The organism is Sulfitobacter noctilucicola (genome assembly GCF_000622385.1).
GTDB classification, from domain to species: domain Bacteria; phylum Pseudomonadota; class Alphaproteobacteria; order Rhodobacterales; family Rhodobacteraceae; genus Sulfitobacter; species Sulfitobacter noctilucicola.
Map to the genome: position 1 here is coordinate 2,303,018 of NZ_JASD01000008.1, position 26,113 is coordinate 2,329,130.

Here is a 26,113-nt window from a genome sequence, read left to right on the forward strand (position 1 = left end):
GCAGCGGCCCTGTAGGTTAGCTGACGTGCAAGACCATGTGTGGTTGCCCGTCAGAGGTCTTTTGCGGCGAATGACCTTGGGCATTTACCGTCGTGTTCACCTGCCTGCGAAAAGCGCTGAACTGGGTAGAGGTGACAACGTCTATCGCCTCGTCAAAGCGTAGGGTAAGCGCCCAAAAACCGTTCGCCGCCTGCCGCGCCGCCTTGACCTCACCAGCAAAAGCGTGGCCCAGATAGCGGCCGGAAACGCGTTGACCAGGGGCCCATCCGGGATGGTGCTGTGCCGCTTTGGCACTCAACGTGTTCCAGTCACGCGCACCCCATTGATGCGCGATAGTTTCCAGCGCTTGCGCGTGGGTGATGGTTTGTCCGCGCCCGGCCAGATCCTGACGCAGACGTTTTGCCTGCGATTTCAGAACATCGCGGGACGGAATTGAAGTATCGGTCATATCAAACTCTCCTTCTCGCAAGCTCGAAAGGGGGTCCGCGTTGCCCATCAATCAGCGAGATTGAAGGTTTGGTATTCAACTCAGGACTTCACCGGAATGCGGACGGCAGGGGCCTGACCCTTGAGCGGCATATAGGGGGTGCGACTGGAACGCACAAGGCCCGGGCGCACTGCGCGGCCGGGCCTTGTCATCTCGTCGTCGAACTGTGGCAGATTTATCCGTCGATCCGCGCACCCATGATCGCAATCGCCTGCTGATAAACAGTCGCGGCGTTCCACTGCTTGATTACTTTGAAGTTTGGCTGACCTTCCTGATACCCCTGACCGGGTTTCCAACCCTTTTTGCGCAGGAAGTTCGCGGTAGAGGCCAGCGCGTCGGTCTGGTTGTAAAAATCAACGCGTCCGTTGCCATCGGCATCTACGCCGTATTTCAGAGCATTGCCTGGCAGAAACTGTGTATGACCCAGCTCGCCATGTTTGGCCCCTTTGGTGGCATTGGTGATTGCACCCTGATCCACAAGCTTGAGAGCCCCGATCGCATGGGGCACAAAGAACGCGGAGCGTCGGCAATCATATGCGAGTGTGGTGATTGCGGAAACAACTTCGCTTTTGCCCATGAAGCCGCCAAAGCCGGTTTCCATGCCATGAATGGCCAGTAGCACACCCGCAGGCACGCCGTATCTTTGCTCAAGCGACTGGTAGAACCCCGCATTGCGCGATTTGCGTTTGCGGCCTTGTGCCACGATTGTGTCGGCACCGCGTACCTGCATGAACTTTGACAGGGAGTATTTAAAGGATTTCTGGTTACGGTCTGCCTGAATGGTGCCGGTCGCGTATTGGGCATTGGCAAGCGCTTGAAGGCCGCGCTGACCAACGCCTGCTTTTTGTGCCTCGGAAGCGAAGGCCGCTTTCCATTGACCGAAGCCGCCACCGGAGTTGCCGCACTGCGCAGCAAGCGCGGGCGCGCTCAGCACGACACAGGTGGCCACGCTGGAAAGAACTGTACGAAGAATTTGCATGAGAGCACCTCTTAAAACTGTTGCCGACAGTTTACCGAGGTTTAACCAAGGTTCAAAGGGGAACCGTGCGGTTGGTGCGTCAGAGGAGTTTTTGCGCCTGATCGGCCAGCAGGGCGACCCACTGCATGTCAGGCTGAACGGAAGCGAAGGCGTAGGCCGTACCGCCTGTCAGGATACCAACGCCAACAAAGAAGGGAAACGTGAGCATCCGTGCCCGCAGCGGACGGCGATGCTTGGTTTTACCTACAGTCGCAGAGCTGTCGCAGGTTTGACCCCTGTTGATACGTTTGATCCGCTCATCGAATGACGTCTGTGACTTTGGCATGGCAGTGCTCTCCTATCCCCGAATTAGGATATCGGTGACATCTGGGGCGAAATTGGGGCAAGGGTTTGTCTTAGTCTGGGTAAGTCTGCGGCCACTTTCAGCACGTCCAACGAAAAAGGGCGCCCGAAACCGGACGCCCTTTCCCTAAATCTGAGTGTCGTTTAGCAGCTGTAGTACATGCCAAATTCGACAGGGTGTGGTGTGTGCTCGTAGTTGTGCACCTCTTCCATCTTCAGCTCGATATAGCCTTCGATCTGATCGCGGGTGAACACATCGCCGGCCAGCAGGAAGTCCATATCGGACTGCAGCTCTTCCAGTGCTTCGCGCAAGGAACCACATACTGTCGGGATATCCGCCAGCTCTTCTGCAGGCAGGTCATAGAGGTTCTTGTCCATGGCTTCGCCCGGATCGATCTTGTTCTTGATGCCGTCAAGGCCGGCCATCAGGAGCGCTGCAAAGCACAGGTAGGGGTTTGCTGCGGGATCAGGGAAACGTGCCTCAACGCGCTTGGCTTTGGGGCTTTCTGTCCATGGAATACGGACACAACCGGAACGGTTACGTGCAGAATACGCGCGCAGAACAGGTGCTTCGAAACCCGGGATCAGGCGCTTGTAGCTGTTGGTGGACGGGTTGGTGAAAGCGTTCAGAGCTTTCGCGTGGCCCAGAACACCACCGATGAACCACAGGGCTTCTTGTGACAGATCGGCGTATTTGTCGCCTGCGAACAGGGGCTTGCCATCTTTCCAGATAGACATGTTCACGTGCATGCCGGAACCGTTATCACCATAAATCGGCTTTGGCATGAATGTCGCGGACTTGCCGTAAGCGTGCGCCACATTGTGGATCACATACTTGTACTTCTGCAGCTCGTCGGCTTGCTCTGTCAGGGAACCAAAGATCAGGCCCAGCTCGTGCTGGCAAGACGCCACTTCGTGGTGGTGCTTGTCGACCTTCATGCCCAGACGCTTCATCGTGCTCAGCATCTCTGCGCGCAGATCATGTGCTTCGTCTGTTGGGTTCACAGGGAAGTAGCCGCCCTTAAGACCGGGGCGGTGGCCCATGTTGCCCATTTCGTACTCGGTGTCGGTGTTCCACGACGCATCTGTCGCATCAACTTCGTAGGATACTTTGTTGATTGTGTTGGAGAAACGAACATCGTCGAAGAGGAAGAATTCCGCTTCGGGACCGAAGTAGGAGATATCACCGATGCCGGAGGACTTCAGGTAGGCTTCGGCTTTTTGTGCTGTGCCGCGCGGGTCGCGGTCATAGGCTTCGCCTGTGTCTGGCTCAACGATTGAGCAGTGCACGCACATCGTCTTTTCTGCATAGAAGGGGTCGACATAGGCGCTGTTGACGTCCGGCATCAGCTTCATGTCTGACGCTTCAATAGACTTCCACCCTGCGATGGAGGAGCCGTCGAACATGAACCCTTCTTCAAGGAAGTCCTCGTCAACCAGATCCGAAACCACTGTCACGTGCTGAAGTTTGCCGCGTGGGTCAGTGAAACGGATGTCGACGTAATCGATGTCCTCGTCTTTGAGAGTCTGCAAAAATTCCTTGGTGCTCATCAGGGAGTGTCCTTTTCCTTAGAGGTAGAGATGGGTTGGCGTATGCCGATTACAGTGCGTCTGAGCCGGTCTCGCCGGTTCTGATGCGGATAGTTTGTTCGATGGGAGATACAAAAATCTTCCCGTCGCCGATTTTCTCGGTTTTGGCCGCGGAGATGATCGCATCAATGGCAGCATCAACCTGATCGTCGTCCAGAACGACCTCAACCTTAACCTTGGGCAGGAAGTCGACGACGTATTCGGCACCACGGTAGAGTTCGGTGTGACCTTTCTGGCGGCCAAATCCTTTGACTTCGACCACGGACAGACCTTGTACGCCAACGTCCTGAAGGGCCTCTTTCACTTCATCCAGCTTGAACGGCTTGATGATCGCTTCGATCTTTTTCATGTGTTCCCCTCCCAGAGAATCTAGGGCTGCCATGGTCATTTCATTTCGCCTCGGGGGAATCCATAATGTGCGGTAGCTTGGTCAGGTGAGCACGGGGAATTTGACGATGGCCGCCCAAAAAACAGCCTTTACGATTAAAAATGCATCACTATTGAATCTTCAGAAAGTGAACGAATGACAGAATTGCTCACATCCGCCCAAATGCGCTCGATCGAAGACGCCGAAATGAGCAGCGGCGCAGTCACCGGACTTGATCTGATGGAACGTGCGGGACAGGGTGTGGTAGATGCCATTTTCGCGCAGTGGCCCAAGTTCGCAACAGGGCGGCATCTTGCCTTGGTGCTTTGTGGACCGGGTAATAACGGTGGCGACGGTTTTGTCATCGCGCGACTGTTGGACGCGGCCGGTTGGACTGTACGCGTACATTTCTCAGGTGATACGCAGGGACGTTCCGGTGACGCGCGTGTCAACCACGGTAAATGGTCGGCCCATCATCCTGTAGCGCCTTTAACCTTGGCAACGGTAATGGCTGGGCCGCGGCCTGATCTTATTGTTGATGCAGTTTTCGGCACCGGCATCACGCGACCACTTTCGGATGATTTGTCCGCAGTGCTGGACGCAGGGATGAAAAAAGTCTGGTCCAAGCCGCATGAGATAAGGAAGGTCGCTGTAGATGCGCCCTCAGGTCTCAATCTTGATACCGGCTTCGTTCCATCAGACCGTAATCTGCCTGATGACGATGCGGGTGCGCTTCCGCAATATTTGAACGCGGCCGATCTGACGGTGGCCTTCCATGCGGCGAAACTGGGCCATTATCTTGGGATGGGGCCAGCCTTATGCGGCACGCTCAAGGTGGTTGATATCGGCTTGGGGCGACCGGGAGATGAGCGTGCGATCATCGGCACGGCACCTGACGCAGAACGCGTTCGTTTGGTCGAACCGCAATTTATGGGGCGCCCGCTTCCTTCAAGGATTTGGCCCGGTCAATGCATCGGAAGATCGCAATACAACAGTCACAAATATGATCACGGTCATGCAATCGTTTTTGCCGGAGGTGTTGGCAAAGGGGGCGCGGCACGACTGGCCGCACGCGCTGCACTGCGCATCGGAGCGGGGTTGGTGACTGTTGTCTGCCCACCATCTGCGCTGATCGAAAACGCCTGTCACCTTGATGCGATCATGCTGAGCGCTTTGGGGAAAGACGAAAACCTTGATGCAGTGGCTGATGATCGTGCTTCCGCCTTTGTTGTCGGTCCCGGGTTGGGTGTCGGACAGCATACGCGGCGCAGAGTTCTGGACGTTCTGGATCGCCGTGAGCAGAGGAACGATCAACGCGCACCCGCTGTAGTGCTGGACGCCGACGCCTTGACCAGCTTTTCGGATGATCCATCCGTTCTTTTCGGCAAAGTCCACTCCCGCACAATTCTGACTCCGCATGAGGGCGAGTTCGGAAGGTTGTTCCCCGATCTGAGCCAAAGCTCACGCATCGGCAAATCCAAAGTGGACGCCGTGCGTGAAGCCGCTGATCGCGCGGGATGTGTGATTTTGTTGAAAGGCAGCGATACAGTCATCGCTCAACCCGGTGGCGGGGCGAGTGTTCATTCCACCGCCTATGGACGCAAGGCACCATGGCTTGCCACTGCGGGGGCAGGGGATGTACTTGCCGGTATGATTGGCGGGATGGCAGCGCCAGCGACCAGCCCCGATATCTTTGAAGTCGCAGAAGCCGCAGTGTACCTTCACGTTGAAACAGCGCGTGCGTTCGGACCCGGCCTAATTGCCGAAGACCTTCCCGAAACGCTCCCGCAGGTGTTCCGCAACCTTGGACTTTAGACAGTCCTGCGTTCAGGCGGCGTGAAGAACCGCGCCACGTGCGCGTGCGCCATCTGCCGTGCTCAGCTCAAGACCATCGCAATAAAGGATGTGCGGCCCGTCACAGAAAATCTGGTACAGGGTCGTTTCCTGCACGCCAAGATCGGTGATGAATTCGCCATCGATAAGGGCGCGTGCCGCGACCAGTGCCACTTCGGAATTGAACAGCGATCTGGCGCGCCAGTCGCGGATCAGAATCATCTGGTCCCCGGCAAGCACCGCATCACGTTCGGGCCGTGTATGGCCGAGTGATCCCGCAGACAGCGCAATTTGGTGCACTTGCCGTGTGGTTCTCTGGATGTGGGTGACTTTGGATATGCCAGTGTCTCGTGTAATGAGCTTATCGCCGACCGACAGAAACTCGACGGGCATTTCCCCGTCCAGCGTCAGTAGCATAGCACCTTTCACAAGCCCCGTATCAATGGCGGCATAAGGCGTAAATTGGCCCGTATGACGGTTATCTCCGTCTACGCGCCCGACCGTATTCGGTTTCATGGGCGTATCTTTCTTGTTTCAACCTGCTCTGGTTATCTGAACTATATGACAACATCTTGTTAATGTCTTGCCCTTTTTTAGTCTCGCCATGGCTGTAAGTCTTTGTTACTGACGCCCTTAACCGCTTCGTGCGGTGTGCGGGTGTGGCGGAATTGGTAGACGCACCAGATTTAGGTTCTGGCGCCTATGGCGTGGGGGTTCGAGTCCCTTCACCCGCACCAAAATTAACTTTTTGATAATAAATCAAGGGGTTGTGCAGCGTTCCTTCTTAACACGACACATGCCGAGAATATTTGCGCAGCATTTGCCGCTGTTCGGATCACTACGAGCGATCAGACTCACCGTTCCAATTCGCTGCGGGGTCCGGCGGCCAGTATCCAAAACTTGTGGCTTAAAGGAGGAGCGATAGCTGAACAGGTTTGAACCGCATTGTGCTTTTCGCCGTGCATTCGGACTGAGAGACTTGGCGCTTTTAACGCCATGGCCGCCGCGCGCGCGAATGTAGCGCTGTCGTCCCACATGAAGAGGGGGGCGCGGCAGGCCATACGCTTCGCATCCGGCATTGATTGCGCGTTCATTAAACCTGCTGTGCTGCACCATCGGGTAATGCCACTTAGTAAAGAGATGTCACAGTGCGGATCTCCATCCTTTGCGCCGCACGGATCCGAAGGCAAAGTTCTTCGCTCAAGCCAATTCCGGTGACAATCGAATACAGCAGTATGCAGTGCTCCCGTTTCGTTGAGCGCATGACCGACCGCTTGGTCTCTCGGCGCAGCAGTTGCGATTCGCTTACTTGGGTCAGCTTCCTCAGGAGGGTCTGATACAATCGCCGAAGCACAATGCGCATCGTTTCCGGTTGCGACACCATAATTGCCTTAATTTGAACTCATTTTGTTTCCGTCGTTACCCGGAATTCCGCTAAGGTGCTGATAAACAATGCCTTACCGTATAGTCAGCAGATCGCGAACCTTGATCGCTGCGGTCCCCTTCGGTCTACTCATCTAATACTTCATTTTTCTAAACCTCTGCGAGGATGTCCCATGCCCCTTTCGAATGCGGCCGGATCGACCCTGTCTATTGTTGCCCATATCGACGATGATCTGTTGTTTCAGAATCCTGATATACAAAGCAGCATCAACGCAGGCGGGGGCCACACCACCGTATATCTGACCGCTGGCGATGCGGGGCAGGACGATACCTATTGGGCAGGGCGCGAGGAAGGGGCCAAGGCGGCCTATGCCAACATGGCCGGTTCGGATGATTGGGTTGATAGTGTTGCGACATTTGGTGACAGTGCCGACAGTTTCGAAGTGCAAACGTCTTACCTGGCCAGCGCGCCTGATATTCGCCTGTATTTCCTGCGCCTTCCGGACGGCAACCCCGACGGGACTGGGTACGCTTCCACAGATAGCGAAAGCCTTGAGCAGCTTCGGGACGGAGATATCTCCGAGATAAGCAGTGTCGACGGGGCCAGTACCTACACAGCGGATGACGTTTCGGGCCTCTTGTTGGGGTTGATGGAGCACCACCAGCCCGACACCATACTGATACAGGACCACAGCTCGGTCTATGCGGACACCAATCATTCGGACCACGTGCATGCATCCGAATTCGCCTATGACGCGCAGAATTATTACGACGGGGATCATCAGTTGGTTTCATACGTCGAATATGCGACAGCCGATTTCCGCCCCAATCTGACGAGCGAGGAAGTCCAGCAGAACCTCGAAACCTTCTATGCCTATGCGCAATATGATCCGGCGGTATCCGATACAGTCGATGAAGACGGCAACCCTGTGTTGTCCGGCACCTACCGCGCATGGACGGAAGTGAACTATCAGGTCACCACTCTGCCGGACGCAGGGGATGAGCCTGTGACAGAGGACCCGCCATTTGACGTTCTCTCTTTTGTCTCGGAACTAGTGCCGCCGGTTGCCATTCCCGCTGTTATCATCGGTACAGAAGGGGACGACGTAATCGCTGGCGGTGCGGATGACGATATCATTGACGGGTTGGGCGGCGACGATTCACTGACCGGTGACGAAGGCAACGATCAGCTTGTGGGGGGGCTTGGTAACGATACGCTGCGTGGCGGATACGGCGACAACACTCTTCTGGGTGGCGCAGGCAATGATGAGATCGAAGGCCTTTATGGCAACGACCAGATTGATGCGGGCGCAGGCAATGATCACGTCTTCGCACGCGACGGGGATGATCTGGTGTACGGACGCGAGGGCGACGACACGCTGATCGGCGGCATCGGGACTGATACGATTAACGGTGGCGACGGCAATGACTTGCTTGCTGGCAGTCAGGGAAATGACGAAATCCATGCGGGTGCTGGCAACGATCTGGTGTTCATTGGCGTGCACGAGGATTCCGACCGGATTTTCATGGATGACGGTAATGACTTCCTCGACGGACACACGGCGGGGTCGTCCTTTTACGCAGAGGGCGGCGCGGGCAATGACCGGATGGAGGCGGGTGTCGGCGACGACACGCTTTTCGGCGGGGACGGAAATGACAATATCCACGGTGGTGCGGGCGATGACCGGCTTGATGCTGGCGGCGGCACGGACATTCTGACCGGTGGTGACGGCGACGATGTCTTTGTGTTTCAGGACGTGGCAGGCCGGGTTGAAATCACCGACTTTGGCGCGAACGGTGCGGCTGACCTGATCGACCTATCCCAGATCGCGGGCTACGACACCGCAGAGGCTTTGTCTGCCGTGGGGAGTGTTCATGGTGGCGTTACAACCTTAACACTTGAGGTGAGCAACGGCACGTTGGTGATTGATATCAATTCTGAAAACCCACTACAGGCTGACGATTTTTCTTTGAACGGCACGGTGGAATTCCCTGAAGGTAGTAGTGAACCGGTCGACCCCGAAGACCCGCCTGAAGCAGACGATCCTGTTGATCCGGTGAGTGCTGCCTATACTCTGGAGGGTGACGACGCCGGGCATTTTGACGTGGATGCCGAGACTGGAGAGATCACGAACAAGGACTGGTTCACACCGTCCTACGATCAGGTGTGGGACAACAACGGCGATCATATCTACGAAGTGACTATTGTTCATCTTGATGCAGATGGCAGCGTGCTGAGCGAGAACGGCCTTGAACTGGTTGTGACGCCAACAGAAACCTTTTGGCAAGAAGCGGGCGCTGGAATGCCGGAGGAACCGGTTGATCCCGTCGATCCGATTGATCCGGTCGACCCGATTGACCCTGTAGACCCAATCGACCCGCCGGACGAACCAACGCCCCCAATTCCGGTTGGCGGTGGCGGCGGCATCACTTACGTTCTGGCAGGTTCAGACGCGGGACACTTCGACGTGGATGCCGAGACCGGAGAAATCTCGAACAAGGATTGGTTCACCCCGTCTTACGATCAGGTGTGGGACACCAACGGTGATCACATCTATGAGGTGTCGGTGATTGGTCTTGATGACCAAGGCGACGAAGTGAGCGAGACAGGCCTTGAATTGGTCGTCACACCCACCGAAACGCTTTGGCGGCCTGCCGAACTTGCGAATAACGACACCGACCCCGTGACTGATCCTGTCGATCCTGAAGAACCAGTGGACCCTGTCGAGCCGGTTGAGCCCGATGCTCCAGCCGATGGGCCATATTACGTGTTGGATGGGCCGGACGCTGGTCACTTCGACGTAGACGGAGAAACCGGCGCGATATCGAATAAGGACTGGTTTACACCGTCTTACGATCAAGTATGGGATACAAATGGTGATCACATCTATGAGGTCTCAGTGCTGGGATTTGATGCGGATAATCAGCCGATCAGCACGCAAAACCTTGAACTTGAGGTGACCGAGACTGAGACGTTTTGGCGTGATGTCACGCCGGTCGAGGACGAACCGGAAGGGGGCGAACCATCGGCACAGGACATCATGGACACGCTATTTGTCGCGCAGGACCCTGATCTTCTGGACATTCCGATGAGTGATGACGAAGAGACGATGGAGGACATGTCGATCCTTTAATCTTCGCCGCCTCTATAAACGCTAGAACAACCAAGCAGTCCATTTGCAAGGCACCACGGCTCACCTTCGCGTGACAAAACCGGTCAGGCCCCAACTGAGCGTTTGCACTGCCGTATGACTTAACGTTAAATCGCGCTACTTGAATAAAAACGACCCCACACATCATGCGGGGATCGCAGACGAACTGCGGCCCCATGATGGAGACACAAGGGCATTTGGTGTGCGAGTAACGAAAGAGCAGACAGTTCTGCGCCTGTTGGGGCGTGTTCTGGGCGGCGCGGGGCTGACGTGCCTTGCATCGCTGACATTGGCCGCAGAAGTGCGGATTACCGGAATCGACAATGACAGCGACCTCTACGATACTGTCGCAGGCGGTTCTTTGCTGATCGAGCAGACCTCCGAAGAGCTCACACCGACAACACAGGAAGTCGTGGCAGCGGCACAGGCGGATTACGGCAGGCTGCTGGCTGTACTGTACGATCAGGGCTACTTCGGGCCGGTCATTACCATCACACTGGACGGCACCGACGCCGCCGCAATTCCGCCCGTTCAGCCGCCACGCAGTATCAATCAGGCGGTCATTAACATCTCAACGGGTCCGAAATTCCGGTTCGGTACTGCAAAGATCGCGCCGGTCGCGCCGGGAACAGAAATACCAGAAGAGTTCGCGGGCGGACAGACGGCAAGTCTGAGCGTGCTGAAGGATGCCGTTTCCGAGGGCATAGACGGGTGGCGTGCGCAGGGTTACGCCAAGGCTGCTCTTTCCAGCCAGACCCTGACTGCGCGACATGCCGACCAGATCATCAACGCCGACCTTGTTCTTGCGCCCGGACCAAAGCTGCGCTTTGGCCGTTTGCAGATTTCAGGCAACGAGGATGTGCGCGAAGACCGTATCCGTGACATTGCCGGTCTGCCCGAGGGCGAGGTGTTCTCTCCCGAAGAGCTGCGTCTGGCAGCGACCCGTTTGCGCCGCACCGGTGCTTTTAGTTCGGTCGCATTGCTGGAGGCAGAGCAAATCGGACCGGATGCGACCTTGCCGATTACCGCTCAAATCACCGAAAACGCGCCGCGTCGCTTCGGGTTCGGCGCAGAGCTTGGCTCACTTGAAGGGCTGACGCTGAGCGCCTTCTGGATGCACCGCAACCTGTTGGGCGGGGCGGAGCGGCTGCGTATCGAAGGTGAAATCAAAGGCATCGGCGGCAATTCGGGTGGCGAAGACTACAGCCTGTCTGCCCGTTTCGAGCGGCCTGCGACATTCAACGAAGACACCGATTTTTATGCCCTGGCCGAGATCGAACAGCTTGATGAGGTGAACTACTTCTCGCGCCAGCTTGACCTCGAAGCCGGGATCGAGCGGTACGCCAGCGAAGAGCGGACATATACGTTAGGCGTCGGCCTGCGCCGTGCCGAGACGCGCGATGTATTTGGCGAAAATCGCTATACTCTGCTGACCTTGCCATTGAGCGCCACGTTTGACTATCGCGATAACACACTGGACGCCAAGAACGGGTATTACATCGACGCAAGCGTGATGCCGTTTCTGGCTGTCAGCGGGTCGGACAACGGCATGCGCAGTCTGATTGATGCACGCGCCTACCGCACTTTCGGTGAAGCGCGACCAGTGACACTTGCGCTGCGGGGGCAGGTGGGATCGGTCTACGGACCTGACATCAGCACTGCTCCGGCTGATTATCTTTTCTACTCCGGTGGCGGCGGCACCGTGCGGGGCCAACCTTATCAATCCCTTGGCGTCGATCAGGGCAGTGGCGACCTATCGGGTGGGCGCAGCTTTGTCTCTGTGAGTGCCGAAGCACGGTTCAGCGTGACTGACACCATCGGCGTCGTGGGTTTTGTTGATGGGGGCTACATCGGGTCCGAGGAGTTCTATGACGGCTCAGGCGAATGGCATTCCGGCGCGGGCGTTGGTCTGCGCTACAATACCGGCATCGGCCCGATCCGCCTCGATGTTGCCGTGCCGACCTCCGGCCCTGAAACGGACGAAAATTTTCAGGTCTATATCGGGATAGGACAATCGTTTTGATACGCTTTCTGCACAGTGTTTTTGTTGCCTGCGCTCTGTGCTTGGCGCTTTCTTTGCCGTCCCACGCGCAAGAGGACGACAAAGGGTTTCTAACACGCACCATCCAGAACGCGCTGAGCGGTACGGGCCGGACGGTCAGCATTGACGGGTTCGCCGGTGCGCTCAGCTCGGCCGCATCCTTTGACAAGATGACCATCGCGGACGCTGAAGGCATATGGCTTATCCTTGAAGATGTTGTGCTGGACTGGAACAGGTCGGCGTTGCTGCGCGGAAGGCTGGAAGTCGAAAGCCTGACGGCACAGCGTCTTTCTTTGCCACGGCTGCCTGTATCCGAAGAAAGCCTGCCAGATGCGGAAGCGACACCTTTCAGCTTGCCGGAACTTCCTGTCTCAGTCCGTGTCGAGACTTTTTCGATCGCGCAGATTGATCTTGGCGCACCCATCCTAGGCGTTGAAGCCCAATTGGAAATCAATGCATCGGCAACGCTGAATGACGACATTGCAGATGTAGAACTGGTTGCAAGGCGCACCGACGGCACGCGCGGTGCATTTGTGATCGAGGCGAATTACGAACGCAGCGACACCATTCTGGATCTGCTGGTGCAGGTGAGCGAGGGGCAGGCAGGTATCGCATCGCGTCTGCTGAACATTCCGGGCCAGCCGTCTATAGAACTTGAAATCGCGGGCTCCGGTCCGCTGAGCGAATTTACAGCTGACGTTGAAGTTGCGACCGATGGTGAGCCGCGACTGGCCGGTGAAGTGACCCTTGGGACCCAAGCGTCGCGCCGGTCGACAGAAACGCCGGACCGGATTGTGCAGGCTGACATTGGCGGCGACATCACAGCACTTCTGGCACCGCGCTATCGCGAGTTTTTTGGCGAAGATGTACGTTTGAAAATTGACGCCCTGCTTGAAGCCAACGGTGCCGTGGACGTGAACAGCTTCTCGCTCAAGGCGCAGGCGGCTGATTTGCAAGGCAAGGTGACACTTGATGCAGACAAATGGCCGACCTTGATTGATATCACAGGGAAGGTGGCCGGCCCCGATGGCACGGCAGTCTTGCTGCCGGTGGGCGGTGAAGGCACGACCGTTGAAAGCGTTGATCTGGTGATCAATTACGATCAGTCTGATGACGAACAGATTACCGCCAACTTTGATGTGGCGGGCCTGCGCCATACCGAAGCGGAGGTCGCACAGACCACTCTGGCGCTTGATGGTATTCTACAGCCGGGCGCGGGCACCTTGGGCAGTTTCGAAGGGGATGTGACCTTTGCGGTGCAGGGCCTCGACCTGACCGACCCTGCGCTCGCTGAAGCTGTTGGGCAACGCATAAACGGGCGCACGACGCTCACCTATACCGAGGAACAGCCGATACGTATATCCGATCTGGTGCTAGAAGGCACCGACTTCGGGTTGCGTGGGGCGGCTGTGATTGACGGTCTCTCTACGGGATTGAAAACCGATCTCGATGCCACTTTGACTGCCGGCGACCTCAGCCGCTTTTCTGCGCTCGCAGGACGCGAGATGGATGGCCAGACCGAACTTGCGTTAAAAGGGGAAATTACGCCGCTGGGCGGGCAGTTTGACCTGACCGCAAAGGGTATCACGCAGGATTTGGCGATTGGGATCAGTCAGGTTGACCCTGTTCTGGCGGGCCGCACGGACCTTAGTGTCGCAGCACGCCGCGATGAAACCGGCACCTTTCTGCGTGATCTCGTACTGGAAAACGCAGCGCTCAGCCTAACGGGAAGCGCCGCTTTGCGTACCGATGACAGTCAGGCGCAAGCCGAATTTCTGCTCAACGATCTTTCGCTTGTGGTGCCGCAATACGAAGGACCGGTCCGTGTGACAATGACTGCGACGCAAGACGTTGTGGGCTGGAGCGTGGATGCAGATACAAGCGGCCCCTACGGTGTGGCGCTGACCCTTGAAGGCTTGGCGACCGGCGCAAACGCTGCGTTGGATTTTACCGCAAATGTACCCGAGATGCAGAACTTTGTAGAACAGATCGAAGGGCCTGTGTCAGCGCAAGGTACGCTGCGCAAGACCGAGCAGGGTTGGAACATCATCACTGACGCGACAGGGCCATATAGCGCCAAAGCAGCCCTGGACGGAGAGTTGTTGCCGTCGGTCAATCTTGATTTCGATGTCTCTGTGCCAGACATACAGCCCCTGGTACCGCAGGTCAGCGGTGCGGTTACTGCTACCGGTAACGTGCAACAGACGGAAAACGGATTTGTTATCGATACCAAAGCTACGGGTCCTTACAACGCCCAAGCGGCAGTGCAGGGTTTGGCAACCGGTGCTGACATGAACCTCGACTTCGAGGTCTCGGTTCCGGATGTGCGGCCTTTGGTACCGGGTGTGTCAGGACCTTTGGCCGCCTCGGGGCAGGTCCGGCAATCGCCGGACGGCATCTTGATCGATGCCACTGCAAACGGGCCTTACAATGCCCGCGCTGCCGTTCAAGGCCTTGCGACAGGTCCCAACATGCGCATCGGTTTTGACGTGTCTCTCCCGAATGTGCAGCCTTTGGTGCCCACCATTTCTGGCGCTTTGTCGGCACGTGGCGATGTGCGGCAGTCTGAGGACGGCATCGTCATTGATACAACCGCCAGCGGGCCTTATTCCCTCCAGGCCGCGGTTCAAGGATTGGTTACAGGGCCGAATGCGAACGTTACGTTTAGTGCTGACATGCCCAACATCGGCGCACTGGTCGACAATATAAACGGCCCCTTGAGTGTGGATGGAACCGCCCGCAAGGAAGGCAGCGCGTGGCGGGTGCAGACCGACGCAGACGGGCCATCAGGCACACAGGCGACCGTGAGCGGCGTGGTTGGACAAAACGGCACGCTTGATCTCGCAGTGGCAGGCAATGCGCCTTTGGGCTTAACGCGGCCATTTCTGGAACCGAGGGACCTTCAGGGGCAGGCCCGGTTTGATTTGCGCATTAACGGCCAGCCAGCCTTGTCCTCGGTCAGTGGGACCATACGCACAAGCAACGCGTCGCTGAGCGCGCCAAATCTTCGGGTAGGGCTCACAGACATCAACGCGGATGTTCAGCTTGCCAACAGCCGCGCTCAAATTGATCTGACGGGACAGGCGGTCAACGGCGGCAGCTTGCGGGTCGGCGGCTTTGTTGCATTGACGGGCGGACTTGCGGCGGACCTTCGGATTGGTCTGTCACAAGTCGTGCTGATTGACCCGAACCTCTACCGCACAGAGATTGACGGTGCCCTACAATTGAACGGTCCCCTGACGGGTGGTGCGCAGATCAGTGGGCAGGTCGATGTGGGCGAGACCAATGTGACCGTCCCGTCCACAGGGCTGACCAGCATCGGGGACATCCCCCCGATCAACCACATCGGGGCCACCCGACCGGTGATAGCTACAAGACGCAAAGCGGGGATCGAGAATGCGCAAGCGGGCGTTGATCCTGCCGATGACGGAGGCGCAGGTTTCGGGCTGAACGTGCGGGTAAGCGCGCCGAACCGGATTTTTGTGCGCGGTCGCGGGCTTGATGCGGAACTCGGGGGAGCGTTGCGCCTTACCGGTACAACCAATCGCGTCATTTCCGCCGGGCGGTTTGATCTGCAACGCGGGCGTCTTGATATTCTGGGCAAGCGATTTGATCTGCGCGAAGGTGCGATACAGTTTCAAGGCGATCTGGTTCCTTACATCCGATTTGTCTCTGCGACAACGACCAGCACAGGCGAAGTGCGCGTGGTCGTGGAAGGACCCGCAGATGAACCTGTTGTCACTTTCGAAGCGACACCTGACGCGCCCCAGGACGAGGTTTTGGCCCAGTTGCTGTTCGGGCGAAACCTGTCTGAAATCTCGGCCATTCAGGCGCTGCAACTGGCCAATGCCGTTGCAACGCTGGCGGGCCGTGGTGGTACTGGCGTTATCAGCAACTTGCGTGAAGGGTTCGGGCTGGATGATCTGGATGTAACCACAACCGACGATGGTGCCACGGCAGTCCGCGCGGGCAAGTACTTGTCGGAGAACGTCTATACCGATGTCACAGCTGCGTCAGACGGAACAGGTGAGATATCGCTAAACCTCGACATTACGCCAAATCTGACCGGCAAGGCGACGCTGGAATCCGATGGCAATTCGGGTATCGGTATCTTCTTTGAAAAAGACTACTGATCGAAAGTTTCAGTCTTTCGGGGTAAACGCCCCGAAGCGACCCTGATCGAACAACAACCCTGCACCGGTGCCTGAACGCTCCGCCGCATGGGTGATCCGTCCCACGATGATCGAATGGTCGCCCGCAGGGTGAACGGCATAGGTGTCGCAGTGAAAAGCGGCAAGACAGCCGTTCAGCTGCGGCGCACCTTGTGGTCCTTCTTCCCAGAGATGCCCGGTGAAATCGTGTCCCTGGCTCGCAAAATGGAGCGCGAGGGCACGTTGATCGTCACCTAAAATGTGGATGCAGAAAGACGCGGCTTCGGCAAACGCATCGTGGCGTTTCGAGCGTATTGCGGGTGACCACAGCACAAGTGGCGGATCAAGCGAGACAGACGAAAACGAATTCGCCGTCATACCCAAAGGTCCGTGCGGGGTTTGTGTGGTGATTACCGTCACGCCCGTTCCAAAACGGCCGAAAGCGCTGCGCAGGGCAGCGCCGTCATCAGGGGCAAATGGCTTGAGCGTATCTGTCATGGAGGCATGCGGTGCCATGGCAGCTTTGATTTGTCCAGTGATGCCTGTTCTCCAATCCAATAGGCGACGGCCTGACGCACGCCTTTTGCCACTAGATAGATTGGCGGCTAAACATTGCCAGAGGATCAAACGCGATCCCGACCAGAAAGCGCGGGATCGCAGTGTTTTTAATTTGGCAAAAGCCGGTTGGCTTAACTGCGGTTCATCCGGTTCTCGATCAAATCGTCCACCACGGAGGGGTCCGCGAGCGTTGATGTATCACCCAAAGCGCCGAAATCATCTTCGGCAATCTTGCGCAGGATGCGGCGCATGATCTTGCCAGAACGTGTCTTCGGCAGGCCCGGTGCCCATTGGATCAGATCGGGAGAGGCGATCGGACCGATCTCTGTTCTGACCCAGGTGCGCAGTTCCTTGCGGAGCTCTTCGGTCGGTTCCTGACCGCCCATCAGCGTGACATAGCAATAGATGCCTTGTCCCTTGATGTCGTGCGGATAGCCCACCGTGGCAGCTTCGGCGACCTTGGGGTGTGCCACCAATGCGCTTTCGACCTCGGCGGTGCCCATACGGTGGCCGGAAACGTTGATAACGTCGTCAACGCGGCCGGTGATCCAATAGTCGCCGTCTGCGTCGCGCTTCGCACCATCACCGGTGAAATAGTAGCCCGGGTAATCCGCGAAATAGGTCTTTTCAAACCGCTCATGGTCGCCCCAGACACTGCGCATTTGGCCGGGCCAACTGTCGGCAATACACAAGACACCCTCAACCGGATTGCCCTGAAGTTCTTCGGCCGTGGTTGGCTCAAGGATCACTGGCTTGATGCCAAAGAACGGCTTCATCGCGGAACCGGGTTTCATCGCGTGTGCACCGGGCAGGGGAGTCATCAGGTGCCCGCCGGTTTCTGTCTGCCACCACGTATCAACGATAGGGCAGCGACCGCCGCCGATGATCTCGTTGTACCAGTTCCATGCCTCGGGATTGATCGGCTCACCCACGGTGCCCAGCAGCTTCAGGCTGGAGAGATCGCATTTCTCGACAAAGCTATTGCCCTGGCCCATGAGCGCACGCAGCGCGGTTGGTGCCGTATAGAACTGGTTCACCTTGTGCTTTTCACACACCTGCCAGAAGCGTGATGCGTCCGGATAGGTCGGGACCCCTTCGAACATCAGCGTGGTCGCCCCGTTAGCGAGTGGACCATAAACGATATAGCTGTGGCCGGTCACCCAGCCCACGTCAGCGGTACACCAGTAGATGTCGCCATCGTGGTAATCAAACGTCACCTCGTGCGTCATTGCAGCATAGACCAGATAGCCGCCCGTGGTGTGCACAACACCCTTCGGCTGGCCGGTCGAACCTGATGTATAAAGGATAAACAGCGGATCTTCGGCATCCATCACTTCGGGTGTGCAGGTATCGGCGGCATCTGCCGCAAGCGCGTTGTAATCATGGTCGCGCCCGTCTACCCAGGTTGTCTGGCCACCCGTACGCTTGACCACCAGACATTTGACGGTGTCCTTGCAGTGCAGCAGCGCCTGATCTGCGTTGGTCTTGAGCGGTGTATTTCGTCCGCCACGCGGGGCCTCGTCTGCGGTAATCACCACTTTGGCTTCGGATCCGTTGACACGTGCCGCCAAAGCGTCAGGTGAAAAGCCCGCAAAGACAATCGAATGGATCGCACCAATGCGTGCACAGGCCAGCATGGCATAGGCAGCTTCGGGGATCATCGGCAGATAGATGATAACGCGGTCGCCTTTTGACACACCAAGATCACGCAGGATATTTGCCATCTTGCAGGTCTGCGCGTGCAATTCTTTATAAGTGATATGAAGCGCTTCGTCCTCGGGGCTGTCCGGCTCCCAGATGATCGCCGTCTGATCACCGCGCGTCTCAAGGTGGCGGTCGATGCAATTCGCGGCCACGTTGAGCTGGCCGTCAGCGTACCAGTTGATGCTGACATTGCCGAGTGTGAAGTCCACGTCCTTGACCTGTGTGAAAGGTTTGATCCAGTCAATGCGTGCGCCCTGTTCGCGCCAGAAACCGTCCGGATCGCTGATCGACGCGGCATACATCGCGTCGTACTTTGTGGCGTCGACATGGGCATTTGCGGCCATGGCATCGGATGGTGGGTAAGTTTTTGCAGCTGTATCGGACATATCGGTCCCTCCCTTGGCAGTCACGGGTCGCGTTGCGTCTTTGTCTGCGCAGGCTGACCTGTCTAAGCGCGATCATAGCGTGGCAGAATGGGAAAGGAATAATCAACTGGAAGTGGGTCGTTTCCTTGTAAAAGACTTTCCTTCCAAGCGGAAAATATTGTAAATTTTGTCTCCGGTTCCGTTTTTGCCAAAGAAACTTTTCGAAGGTCTTGGTGCCAGAAATAAGGGATTGTCGCGGGTTTCGAGGTCGCCTTAAGTAAGACATATAACGAAGGATAAACAAATGACGACGCAGCTTCCGACAGCAATGCAGGCCTATGTTCTCCATCACCACGGCGGTATGGACGCCCTGCAATTCCACAAGGATTGGCCTGTCCCGGCCATCGGTAAGGATGACGTTCTCATCAAGGTTGGCGCATGCGGGTTGAACAATACGGACGTGAATACCCGCACCGGCTGGTATTCCAAATCCGTGAGCGGTGCGACGGACGAAGACAATGTGACCTCCGAGGCGTCCGATGATCCGGCTTGGGGCGGTGCGCCAATCAAATTTCCACGCATTCAGGGGGCTGATGCAGTTGGCGCAGTTGTTGCAGTGGGTGCAAATGCCTCTGAAGGGTTGATTGGCAAGCGCGTGATGGTTGACTGCTGGATGCGGGATTGGGATGCGCCACTGAACCGCGAGAAAACGGGCTATTTCGGATCGGAGCGCGATGGCGGATTTGCCGGATATACAACGGTTGACCGTCGCAATGTCGGGGTGATCGACAGCGAGCTAAGCGATGCAGAGCTGGCGACATTTTCTTGTTCTTACACCACTGCCGAAGGCATGCTGTCCCGTGCCGCGGTTGCAGAAGGGGACCGCGTGCTTGTAACAGGCGCGTCGGGTGGCGTGGGATCCGCCCTTGTCCAGCTTGCCAAGCGACGCGGTGCCCATGTCACCGCTCTGTCGCATCCAGACAAACACGATATCCTGCGCGACCTTGGCGCAGATGTGCTGCTGGACCGTGCGCCAACTGATCTTGGACAAGCGCTTTGTGATGCCACAGGACAATGCAACGTAAATGTGGTTTGTGATGTAGTAGGCGGGCCGTCATGGCCGCAATTCATCGACGTTCTTGCCCGCGGTGGGCGCTATGCCTGCTCAGGTGCGATTGCAGGCCCGATGGTCACGCTTGATCTGCGTACACTTTACCTACGGGATCTGACGCTGCACGGCTCGACGGTTATTCCTCCGCATATTTTCAAAGATCTGGTAGGCTATATCGAGCGGGAAGAGATCGCGCCGGTGTTGGCCAAGACCTATCCGTTGTCGCAGCTGAAAAACGCGCAGCAGGCATTTACGGAAAAGGCGCATGTTGGCAATATCGTCGTTGTCCCTGATTAAGACCACATCTCGCAATATGAACGCGCGGTAAAACCAGCAGTCACTTCCACTCAGGTAATCGAGAATAAGCTGGTACACCCGCCACGTTACAATTTCGCGCCAGATGTCGACGTTTAATGTCAACGAACGCGTCTTGGAGTATGTCATCGCGGCGCGCGACACACCGGTTTGAATGCCGGATCAGAGCGGATGTCTTTTGTCGAGGTGGAACTGAAGTAAAACAGGCTTGGCACTTTTCGACACCCAAGCTAGTTTGACGCCAAGCGTGCCGAGGAGGGCACGCATCAACGGGAGTAACATCAATGACCAAATACCTGAGCGGCGCCGCTGTCTGCGCCATCTCTCTTGCGTTCGTATCCGAAGCTGCGGCGACTGAATGGAACGTTTCTGTCTGGGGCAAGCGCCGCGCCTTCACCGAGCATGTTGAAAAGCTGGCCGAGCTGGTGTCCGAAAAGACCGGTGGCGAATTCACCATGAACGTAAGCTACGGCGGTTTGTCCAAGAACCGTGAAAACCTTGATGGTATCTCTATCGGTGCTTTTGAGATGGCACAGTTCTGCGCGGGCTATCACGCGGATAAGAACCGCGTTGTCACCGTGCTTGAACTGCCGTTTCTGGGCGTGGAAAACCTTGAGCAGGAACGCGCTGTCTCCAAGGCTGTCTATTCGCACCCCGCTGCCGCCGAGGAAATGGCGCAGTGGAATGCAAAGTTGCTGATGACCTCACCTATGCCACAGTACAACCTTGTGGGCACGGGCGAGCCCCGCATGACACTTGAAGATATGAAGGGCATGCGTGTCCGCGCGACTGGCGGTCTGGGCAAAGCGTTTGAAGCTGTTGGTGCCGTGCCGACATCCGTGACCGCGACCGAAGCCTATCAGGCGATGGAATCCGGTGTGGTGGATACAGTGGCCTTCGCCCAGCACGCACACCTGTCTTTCGGCACGATCAATCAGGCTGACTGGTGGACTGCAAACCTGAACCCCGGCACCGTGAACTGCCCTGTGGTTGTCAACATCGACGCCTACGAGTCGCTGTCTGACGCAGAGCGTGAAGCGCTGGATTCTTCCATCGAGGAATCCCTCGATCATTATCTGGCCAACTACGGTGAGTTGCTGGAGCGTTGGGATGCGGTGCTTGAAGAGAAAGGCGTGAAGAAGGTTGAGATCGCTCCGGAAGTTCTGGAAGAGTTCAGAGCCGCAGCAGCCGCGCCAGCACGTGATGCATGGATCGCCGACATGGAAGCACAGGGCCTGCCGGGTCAGGAGCTTTATGATCTGGTGGTCAAAACGCTGGCAGACACAAAAGCCGGCGGTAGCTAAGCCCAAAGCAAAGGTGGGCAAATTGCCCACCTTACACAGCAGTTGATAACGTAAGGTGGGCGGCCAAGCCCACCTACACCTTGGGGGAGGCGACACAATGGCAGGCTCAGCCGCCGTGCTGGAAGATTCCAGCCTATTAAGCAAACTTGACCGCATGTTACTGCCAATCGAGCGCTTCTGCGCGCTCTTGTCGGGACTTGCGATATTCTCACTCATGTTTCTGGCCGCCTATTCGGTGACGGGCCGTAAGTTCTTTGGCTCTCCCATGATGGGCTACGTCGACTATATCGAAGCAGCGATGCCTATCATCGCGATCATGGGGGTTTCCTATGTCCAGCGTGACGGTACCCACATCCGTATGGACATGCTGGTCTCCGCGCTTAAAGGACGGATGCTGTGGTTCTTCGAGCTGGTCTCGGTACTTTTGATCCTGATCCTGATCGTGGCGCTGACCTACGGCGCATGGGAGCACTTTGACCGGTCGTTTGACTGCGCACGCCCCCTTTGCAGTCGCGACAGCTCGATCGACGTCGGCATCCCCATTTGGCCCAGCAAACTTGTTGTGCCGGTTGCCTTTGGTGTACTTGTGCTGCGCCTTTTGCTGCAAACGTGGGGGTATGGCCGTGCGCTGATCCTCGGGCTGGAAAATCCGGTGGCCGTGCCGCTGAACCTGACCATTGCCGAACAGGCGATGATCGAAGCCAAGTCGCTGGAAGGACTGACCGATGGAACCGATTGAGATTGGCCTATGGGTCTCGGGCGGCATGCTGGTGTTCGTCATCCTTGGCATGCGTGTGGCCTTTGCCGCAGCCATGGCAGGGTTTGTCGGGCTGGTTTGGTTGCGCTGGAACGGGTTCGACTATGACCCGGACCGCTTCTGGAAGGCTGTTGAGATCAGCGTCAAGATTGCAGGGCTGACACCACACTCTAAGGTATCCGCACAGGTATTGTCGCTGATCCCCGTCTTCATCATGATCGGCTATCTGGCCTATTACGCCAAATTGACCACGGCCCTGTTCGAAGCCTGCAAACGCTGGTTTGCGTGGGTGCCGGGGGGCTTGGCCGTCTCGACGGTCTTTGCCACCGCTGGCTTTGCTGCAGTTTCAGGTGCATCTGTCGCCACAGCAGCGGTCTTCGCGCGTATCGCCATCCCTGAAATGCTCAAGATCGGATACAACAAGCAATTTGCGGCCGGTGTTGTGGCCGCTGGTGGCACGCTCGCCTCGCTGATCCCGCCCTCTGCGATCCTCGTGATCTATGCGATCATTGTTGAGCAGGACGTCGGCAAACTGCTGCTGGCAGGGTTCATCCCGGGCATGTTTTCCGCAATCGTTTATGCCGGCATGATTATTGGCATCGCGATGGTCTGGAAAACGGTCGGGCCGCCCGTCACCGGTTTCACATGGCGCGAGCGTTTTGAATCCTTGCCGCCCGCGTCGCCAATCGTGCTGGTTGTCGTGATTATCATCTTTTTTGTCTACAACCCCTTCGGGGATGCTTGGGGCACGCCGACCGAGGGCGGAGCGGTGGGCGCGTTTATCGTGTTCCTGATGGCGCTTTACAAAGGCATGCGGTGGGCCCAGCTGAAAGAGGCTTTGCTAGAGACAGCAAAGCTGACAGTGATGATCTTTACGATCATCTGGGGTGTCCTGATCTATGTGCGCTTTTTGGGATTTGCCGAATTGCCCGATGCTTTCGCAGACTGGATCACCTCGCTTGAGATGGCACCGATTGTCATTCTGATCTGTATCCTGCTGGCCTACGCGGTGCTGGGCATGTTTATGGATGCGATTGGCATGCTGCTTTTGACACTGCCTGTGGTTTATCCTGCGGTCATGGCCCTAAACGGCGGCGAAATGGTCGCGGCCGCAGATTCAGCCTTTGGGATGTCGGGTCCCATGTGTGCTATCTGGTTCGGCATACTGGTTGTGAAGATGGCAGAGTTTTGCCTGATTACGCCCCCCATCGGGCTCAACTGCTTTGTTGTGGCGGGGGTGCGCGATGACCTGACGGTTCAGGATGTGTTCAAAGGTGTGACACCATTCTTCATCGCGGACGGCGTGACCATCGCGCTGCTGGTAGCATTTCCGGGGATTGTCCTGTGGCTGCCATCACTCGCTGGCTAAAGGTTCAGCCTTGTTGCTACGGACCTCTTCGGTGTCATCACCGGAGAGGAAGATCGCGACCGTCTTCAATGGCTCGAAGTTTTCGCAAATGACCTTGAACACGACGAGGAATGGCACCGCGACCAAGGCACCGGGGATACCCCAGAGCCATCCCCAGAACACGACAGTCAGAAACACCGCAACGGTATTCATCGCCAGACGGCGGCCAATCAACCACGGGGTAATAAACTGGCCTTCAAGCGTCGTGAGAACCTGATATCCGATTGGGGCAAGCAGCGCGTAGCCAAGCGTGTCAAATGTCACGATTGAGAACGCCCCAACGAGGAGCGTCCCGATAAACCCACCCAGATAGGGCAGGAAGTTCAGCAAAGCGGCGGCCACCCCCCAGACATACGCGTTGGGCATGCCCAAAGCAGTCAGATAGAGCCACAGGCAGACGCCCAGAGCTATGTTGATGATCGTAATAGTCAGTAGGTAGCGGGAAACCTGTTTTTCGATGCTATAGACAGTCTGCAGGGCACGTTTTTTCCCTTCAAGCGTCGGAAAGGCCTGAACAAGCTTGCGATAGAAAAGATCACCGGACGACAGCAGGAAAAGAGCAAGGATAAAAGTCACCGCCAGCGTGGCCCCTATGCGGGTCATTGTGTCGAATGCGGAGTCCAGAAGGCCCGGTTGTTTTACAACCACTTCCGGCGCCGCTTCCGGATCAACGCTCAGCTTTTCGACTTCGTCTGTGGCAGAGCGGACTTCCTCCACAGCTTCGGACATGGTGCTGAGCTTGCCGCGGATTTCACTGCCCATGCGCGGCAGCTCGTCGCTCCACACTGCAATGGTCCCTGCAGAACCCGCAGCAATCAACAAAATGACCAGTCCGGTCCCCGACACCAATAAAATGGCAGCGGCGGTATGCGGCACGCCAATACGGAAAAGCGCCCGAGAGAGGGGGCTAAGCGTCAGGGCCATGAGAAAGCCGAGTAGAACGGGAAGGATCAGGTCGCGGGCAAAATATGCGGTGGCAAACAATGAGATCAACACGAGGACGCGCAGCGACCTCTCTACCGAATAGTTGTTTTCCACACCGCCCCCGCAAATTGGATTTCAGTACATAACGCCCAGCGGGCAGAAAAGGTTCCCGACGCGACGTGTCCCACGGGAAGTAAATGGGTCACCTGCTAATACGCAGGACCGATAGCGCTTGTAGATCAAATGCTGTTTGGCAACCATGGGGCATCAAATCGGGAGGATAGAAGATGGGCAGCTTTGACGAGGATCTCTTCCTTAAAGGATTGGAGAAGCGTAAAAAGACGCTTGGTGCGGAGTACGTGGAGCGTAACCTTGCAGCAGCGGATGATTTTACCAGACCGTTTCAGGAGGCAATGACCGCTTGGTGCTGGGGCTTCGGCTGGGGAGATGACGTGATCGACGCAAAAACGCGGTCAATGATGAACCTGTCGATGATCGGGGCCTTGGGAAAGATGACTGAATGGGAGGTGCACTGCAAAGGCGCGGTGAACAACGGTGTCAGCAAAGAGGAAATTCGAGCCATTATCCACGTTATCGGCATCTATTGCGGCGTGCCTCAGGCACTGGAATGCTTCCGCGTTGCCAAACGGGTGCTGGAGGCAGAAGAAGTTTAAAGGTGGTGAAGGTTATCTTTAAAGGGTGACATCAGCCGGACCCATCGACGCCGCAATCAGGCGGGCGTTGGGCAGGTCGTTTTCTTCTGCCCGCGCCCGTGCAGCATCTTCCGCAAGGCCGTGATCGAGCCACCGTTGGATAAGGCGCTCTTCCAGAACGTCAGGGGGGCAGGTGATGCTGATGGACAAATCCCAGTGCGTTTCCATATCGGCCCAGATTGGAGCCTGCATCATCAGGTAGTTCCCTTCGATTACAATGGTATCTGTCTGCGGGGAGATGTATCCGGCCCCCGCGATAGACAGATCAAGAGCGCGATCAAAGACGGGATAGTAAAGATCGAGGTCTGAGCCAAGCAAGCCGACAAGCCTCAGCAAACCTTCGGCGTCGAAGGTTTCCGGCGCGCCCTTGCGGTTCAGCAGTCCGCGTTCCGACAAGATGCGATTGTCCAGATGAAAGCCATCCATCGGCACGAGCTGCGTTGCACATCCTGCGCCGTTCAATGCGGCGACCAACGCCTCGGCCAGTGTTGACTTCCCGCTGGCGGGCGGACCCGCAATCGCGACGACACGGCGTGTGCCTTGACGCGGGGCGTTCATGACCAAGGGCAGCAGATGGTCGACATTGGACCTTGGATCAGACTTCATTTCCGTGCTCCGTTTAAGCAGCG

General features: G+C 57.0%; 19 protein-coding genes and 1 tRNA gene. 10 read left to right on the forward strand and 10 right to left on the reverse strand.

Annotated features, from left to right (window positions below; genetic code table 11):
- Positions 1 to 16: 16 nt before the first annotated feature.
- The 5 genes from Z946_RS0114930 to Z946_RS0114950 form a co-directional block, all read right to left on the reverse strand.
- The gene (locus Z946_RS0114930; protein WP_025056534.1) at positions 17 to 448 is read right to left on the reverse strand and encodes a glyoxalase superfamily protein; all 432 of its coding nucleotides are present in this window, start codon (positions 446 to 448) and stop codon (positions 17 to 19) included.
- A gap of 214 nt (positions 449 to 662) precedes the next feature.
- The gene (locus tag Z946_RS0114935; RefSeq protein ID WP_025056535.1) at positions 663 to 1,466 is read right to left on the reverse strand and encodes a lytic murein transglycosylase; all 804 of its coding nucleotides are present in this window, start codon (positions 1,464 to 1,466) and stop codon (positions 663 to 665) included.
- Between the two features lie 79 nt (positions 1,467 to 1,545).
- Positions 1,546 to 1,791, reverse strand: a complete 246-nt coding sequence (locus tag Z946_RS0114940; protein WP_025056536.1) for a hypothetical protein — start codon at positions 1,789 to 1,791, stop codon at positions 1,546 to 1,548.
- Positions 1,792 to 1,952: 161 nt separating this feature from the next.
- Entirely contained in the window at positions 1,953 to 3,359 is a 1,407-nt protein-coding gene (gene glnA / locus Z946_RS0114945) for a type I glutamate--ammonia ligase (RefSeq protein WP_025056537.1), read from the reverse strand.
- Positions 3,360 to 3,408: 49 nt separating this feature from the next.
- Entirely contained in the window at positions 3,409 to 3,747 is a 339-nt protein-coding gene (locus tag Z946_RS0114950) for a P-II family nitrogen regulator (RefSeq protein ID WP_025056538.1), read from the reverse strand.
- A 174-nt stretch (positions 3,748 to 3,921) separates the two neighbouring features.
- Here Z946_RS0114950 and Z946_RS0114955 point away from each other — a divergent pair, with 174 nt between their 5' ends.
- Positions 3,922 to 5,580, forward strand: coding sequence for a bifunctional ADP-dependent NAD(P)H-hydrate dehydratase/NAD(P)H-hydrate epimerase (locus tag Z946_RS0114955; protein WP_025056539.1), 1,659 nt, complete (start codon positions 3,922 to 3,924; stop codon positions 5,578 to 5,580).
- A gap of 12 nt (positions 5,581 to 5,592) precedes the next feature.
- On the opposite strand, the gene Z946_RS0114960 is transcribed toward Z946_RS0114955, so the two are convergent.
- Positions 5,593 to 6,114 carry a Hint domain-containing protein gene (locus Z946_RS0114960; RefSeq protein ID WP_025056540.1) on the reverse strand — a complete coding sequence of 174 codons (522 nt, stop codon included), beginning with the start codon at positions 6,112 to 6,114 and terminating at the stop codon, positions 5,593 to 5,595.
- A 137-nt stretch (positions 6,115 to 6,251) separates the two neighbouring features.
- Here Z946_RS0114960 and Z946_RS0114965 point away from each other — a divergent pair.
- The 4 genes from Z946_RS0114965 (at position 6,252) to Z946_RS0114990 (ending at position 16,307) form a co-directional block, all read left to right on the forward strand.
- Positions 6,252 to 6,335: transfer RNA gene (locus Z946_RS0114965), tRNA-Leu, on the forward strand.
- Positions 6,336 to 7,154: 819 nt separating this feature from the next.
- Entirely contained in the window at positions 7,155 to 10,115 is a 2,961-nt protein-coding gene (locus tag Z946_RS21725; RefSeq protein WP_025056543.1) for a PIG-L family deacetylase, read from the forward strand.
- A 220-nt stretch (positions 10,116 to 10,335) separates the two neighbouring features.
- The gene (locus Z946_RS0114985; protein WP_025056544.1) at positions 10,336 to 12,156 is read left to right on the forward strand and encodes an autotransporter assembly complex protein TamA; all 1,821 of its coding nucleotides are present in this window, start codon (positions 10,336 to 10,338) and stop codon (positions 12,154 to 12,156) included.
- A gap of 41 nt (positions 12,157 to 12,197) precedes the next feature.
- On the forward strand, positions 12,198 to 16,307 hold the full coding sequence (locus tag Z946_RS0114990; protein ID WP_241461340.1) for a translocation/assembly module TamB domain-containing protein: 4,110 nt from the start codon (positions 12,198 to 12,200) through the stop codon (positions 16,305 to 16,307).
- Between the two features lie 9 nt (positions 16,308 to 16,316).
- On the opposite strand, the gene Z946_RS0114995 is transcribed toward Z946_RS0114990, so the two are convergent.
- Positions 16,317 to 16,841, reverse strand: coding sequence for a flavin reductase family protein (locus Z946_RS0114995; protein WP_152540585.1), 525 nt, complete (start codon positions 16,839 to 16,841; stop codon positions 16,317 to 16,319).
- A gap of 173 nt (positions 16,842 to 17,014) precedes the next feature.
- Complete coding sequence (gene acs / locus Z946_RS0115000; protein ID WP_025056547.1) at positions 17,015 to 18,973, reverse strand: acetate--CoA ligase; 1,959 nt, start codon at positions 18,971 to 18,973, stop codon at positions 17,015 to 17,017.
- 283 nt (positions 18,974 to 19,256) lie between these two features.
- On the opposite strand from acs, the gene Z946_RS0115005 reads away from it, so the two are divergent.
- The 4 genes from Z946_RS0115005 to Z946_RS0115020 all read left to right on the forward strand — a co-directional run bounded on the left by Z946_RS0115005 (position 19,257) and on the right by Z946_RS0115020 (position 23,808).
- A complete protein-coding gene (locus Z946_RS0115005; protein ID WP_025056548.1) occupies positions 19,257 to 20,360 on the forward strand; it encodes a zinc-binding dehydrogenase in 1,104 nt (367 codons plus the stop codon).
- A 302-nt stretch (positions 20,361 to 20,662) separates the two neighbouring features.
- Entirely contained in the window at positions 20,663 to 21,682 is a 1,020-nt protein-coding gene (locus tag Z946_RS0115010; protein ID WP_025056549.1) for a C4-dicarboxylate TRAP transporter substrate-binding protein, read from the forward strand.
- A gap of 97 nt (positions 21,683 to 21,779) precedes the next feature.
- Complete coding sequence (locus Z946_RS0115015) at positions 21,780 to 22,421, forward strand: TRAP transporter small permease subunit (RefSeq protein ID WP_025056550.1); 642 nt, start codon at positions 21,780 to 21,782, stop codon at positions 22,419 to 22,421.
- On the forward strand, positions 22,408 to 23,808 hold the full coding sequence (locus tag Z946_RS0115020; RefSeq protein WP_025056551.1) for a TRAP transporter large permease: 1,401 nt from the start codon (positions 22,408 to 22,410) through the stop codon (positions 23,806 to 23,808). The genes Z946_RS0115015 and Z946_RS0115020 overlap by 14 nt, the downstream gene beginning before the upstream one ends.
- On the opposite strand, the gene Z946_RS0115025 is transcribed toward Z946_RS0115020, so the two are convergent.
- Positions 23,794 to 24,885, reverse strand: a complete 1,092-nt coding sequence (locus Z946_RS0115025) for an AI-2E family transporter (RefSeq protein ID WP_052836106.1) — start codon at positions 24,883 to 24,885, stop codon at positions 23,794 to 23,796. The two genes, Z946_RS0115020 and Z946_RS0115025, sit on opposite strands and share 15 nt — an antisense overlap.
- Positions 24,886 to 25,058: 173 nt before the next feature.
- Here Z946_RS0115025 and Z946_RS0115030 point away from each other — a divergent pair, with 173 nt between their 5' ends.
- Positions 25,059 to 25,445 (forward strand): carboxymuconolactone decarboxylase family protein, encoded by a 387-nt coding sequence (locus Z946_RS0115030; protein WP_025056553.1) that lies wholly within the window; start codon positions 25,059 to 25,061, stop codon positions 25,443 to 25,445.
- Between the two features lie 18 nt (positions 25,446 to 25,463).
- Here the strand turns inward: Z946_RS0115030 and Z946_RS0115035 are convergent, their stop codons facing one another.
- Positions 25,464 to 26,090: a nucleoside/nucleotide kinase family protein gene (locus tag Z946_RS0115035; RefSeq protein ID WP_025056554.1), complete on the reverse strand. Its 627-nt coding sequence runs from the start codon at positions 26,088 to 26,090 to the stop codon at positions 25,464 to 25,466.
- Between the last annotated feature and the right edge of the window lie 23 nt (positions 26,091 to 26,113).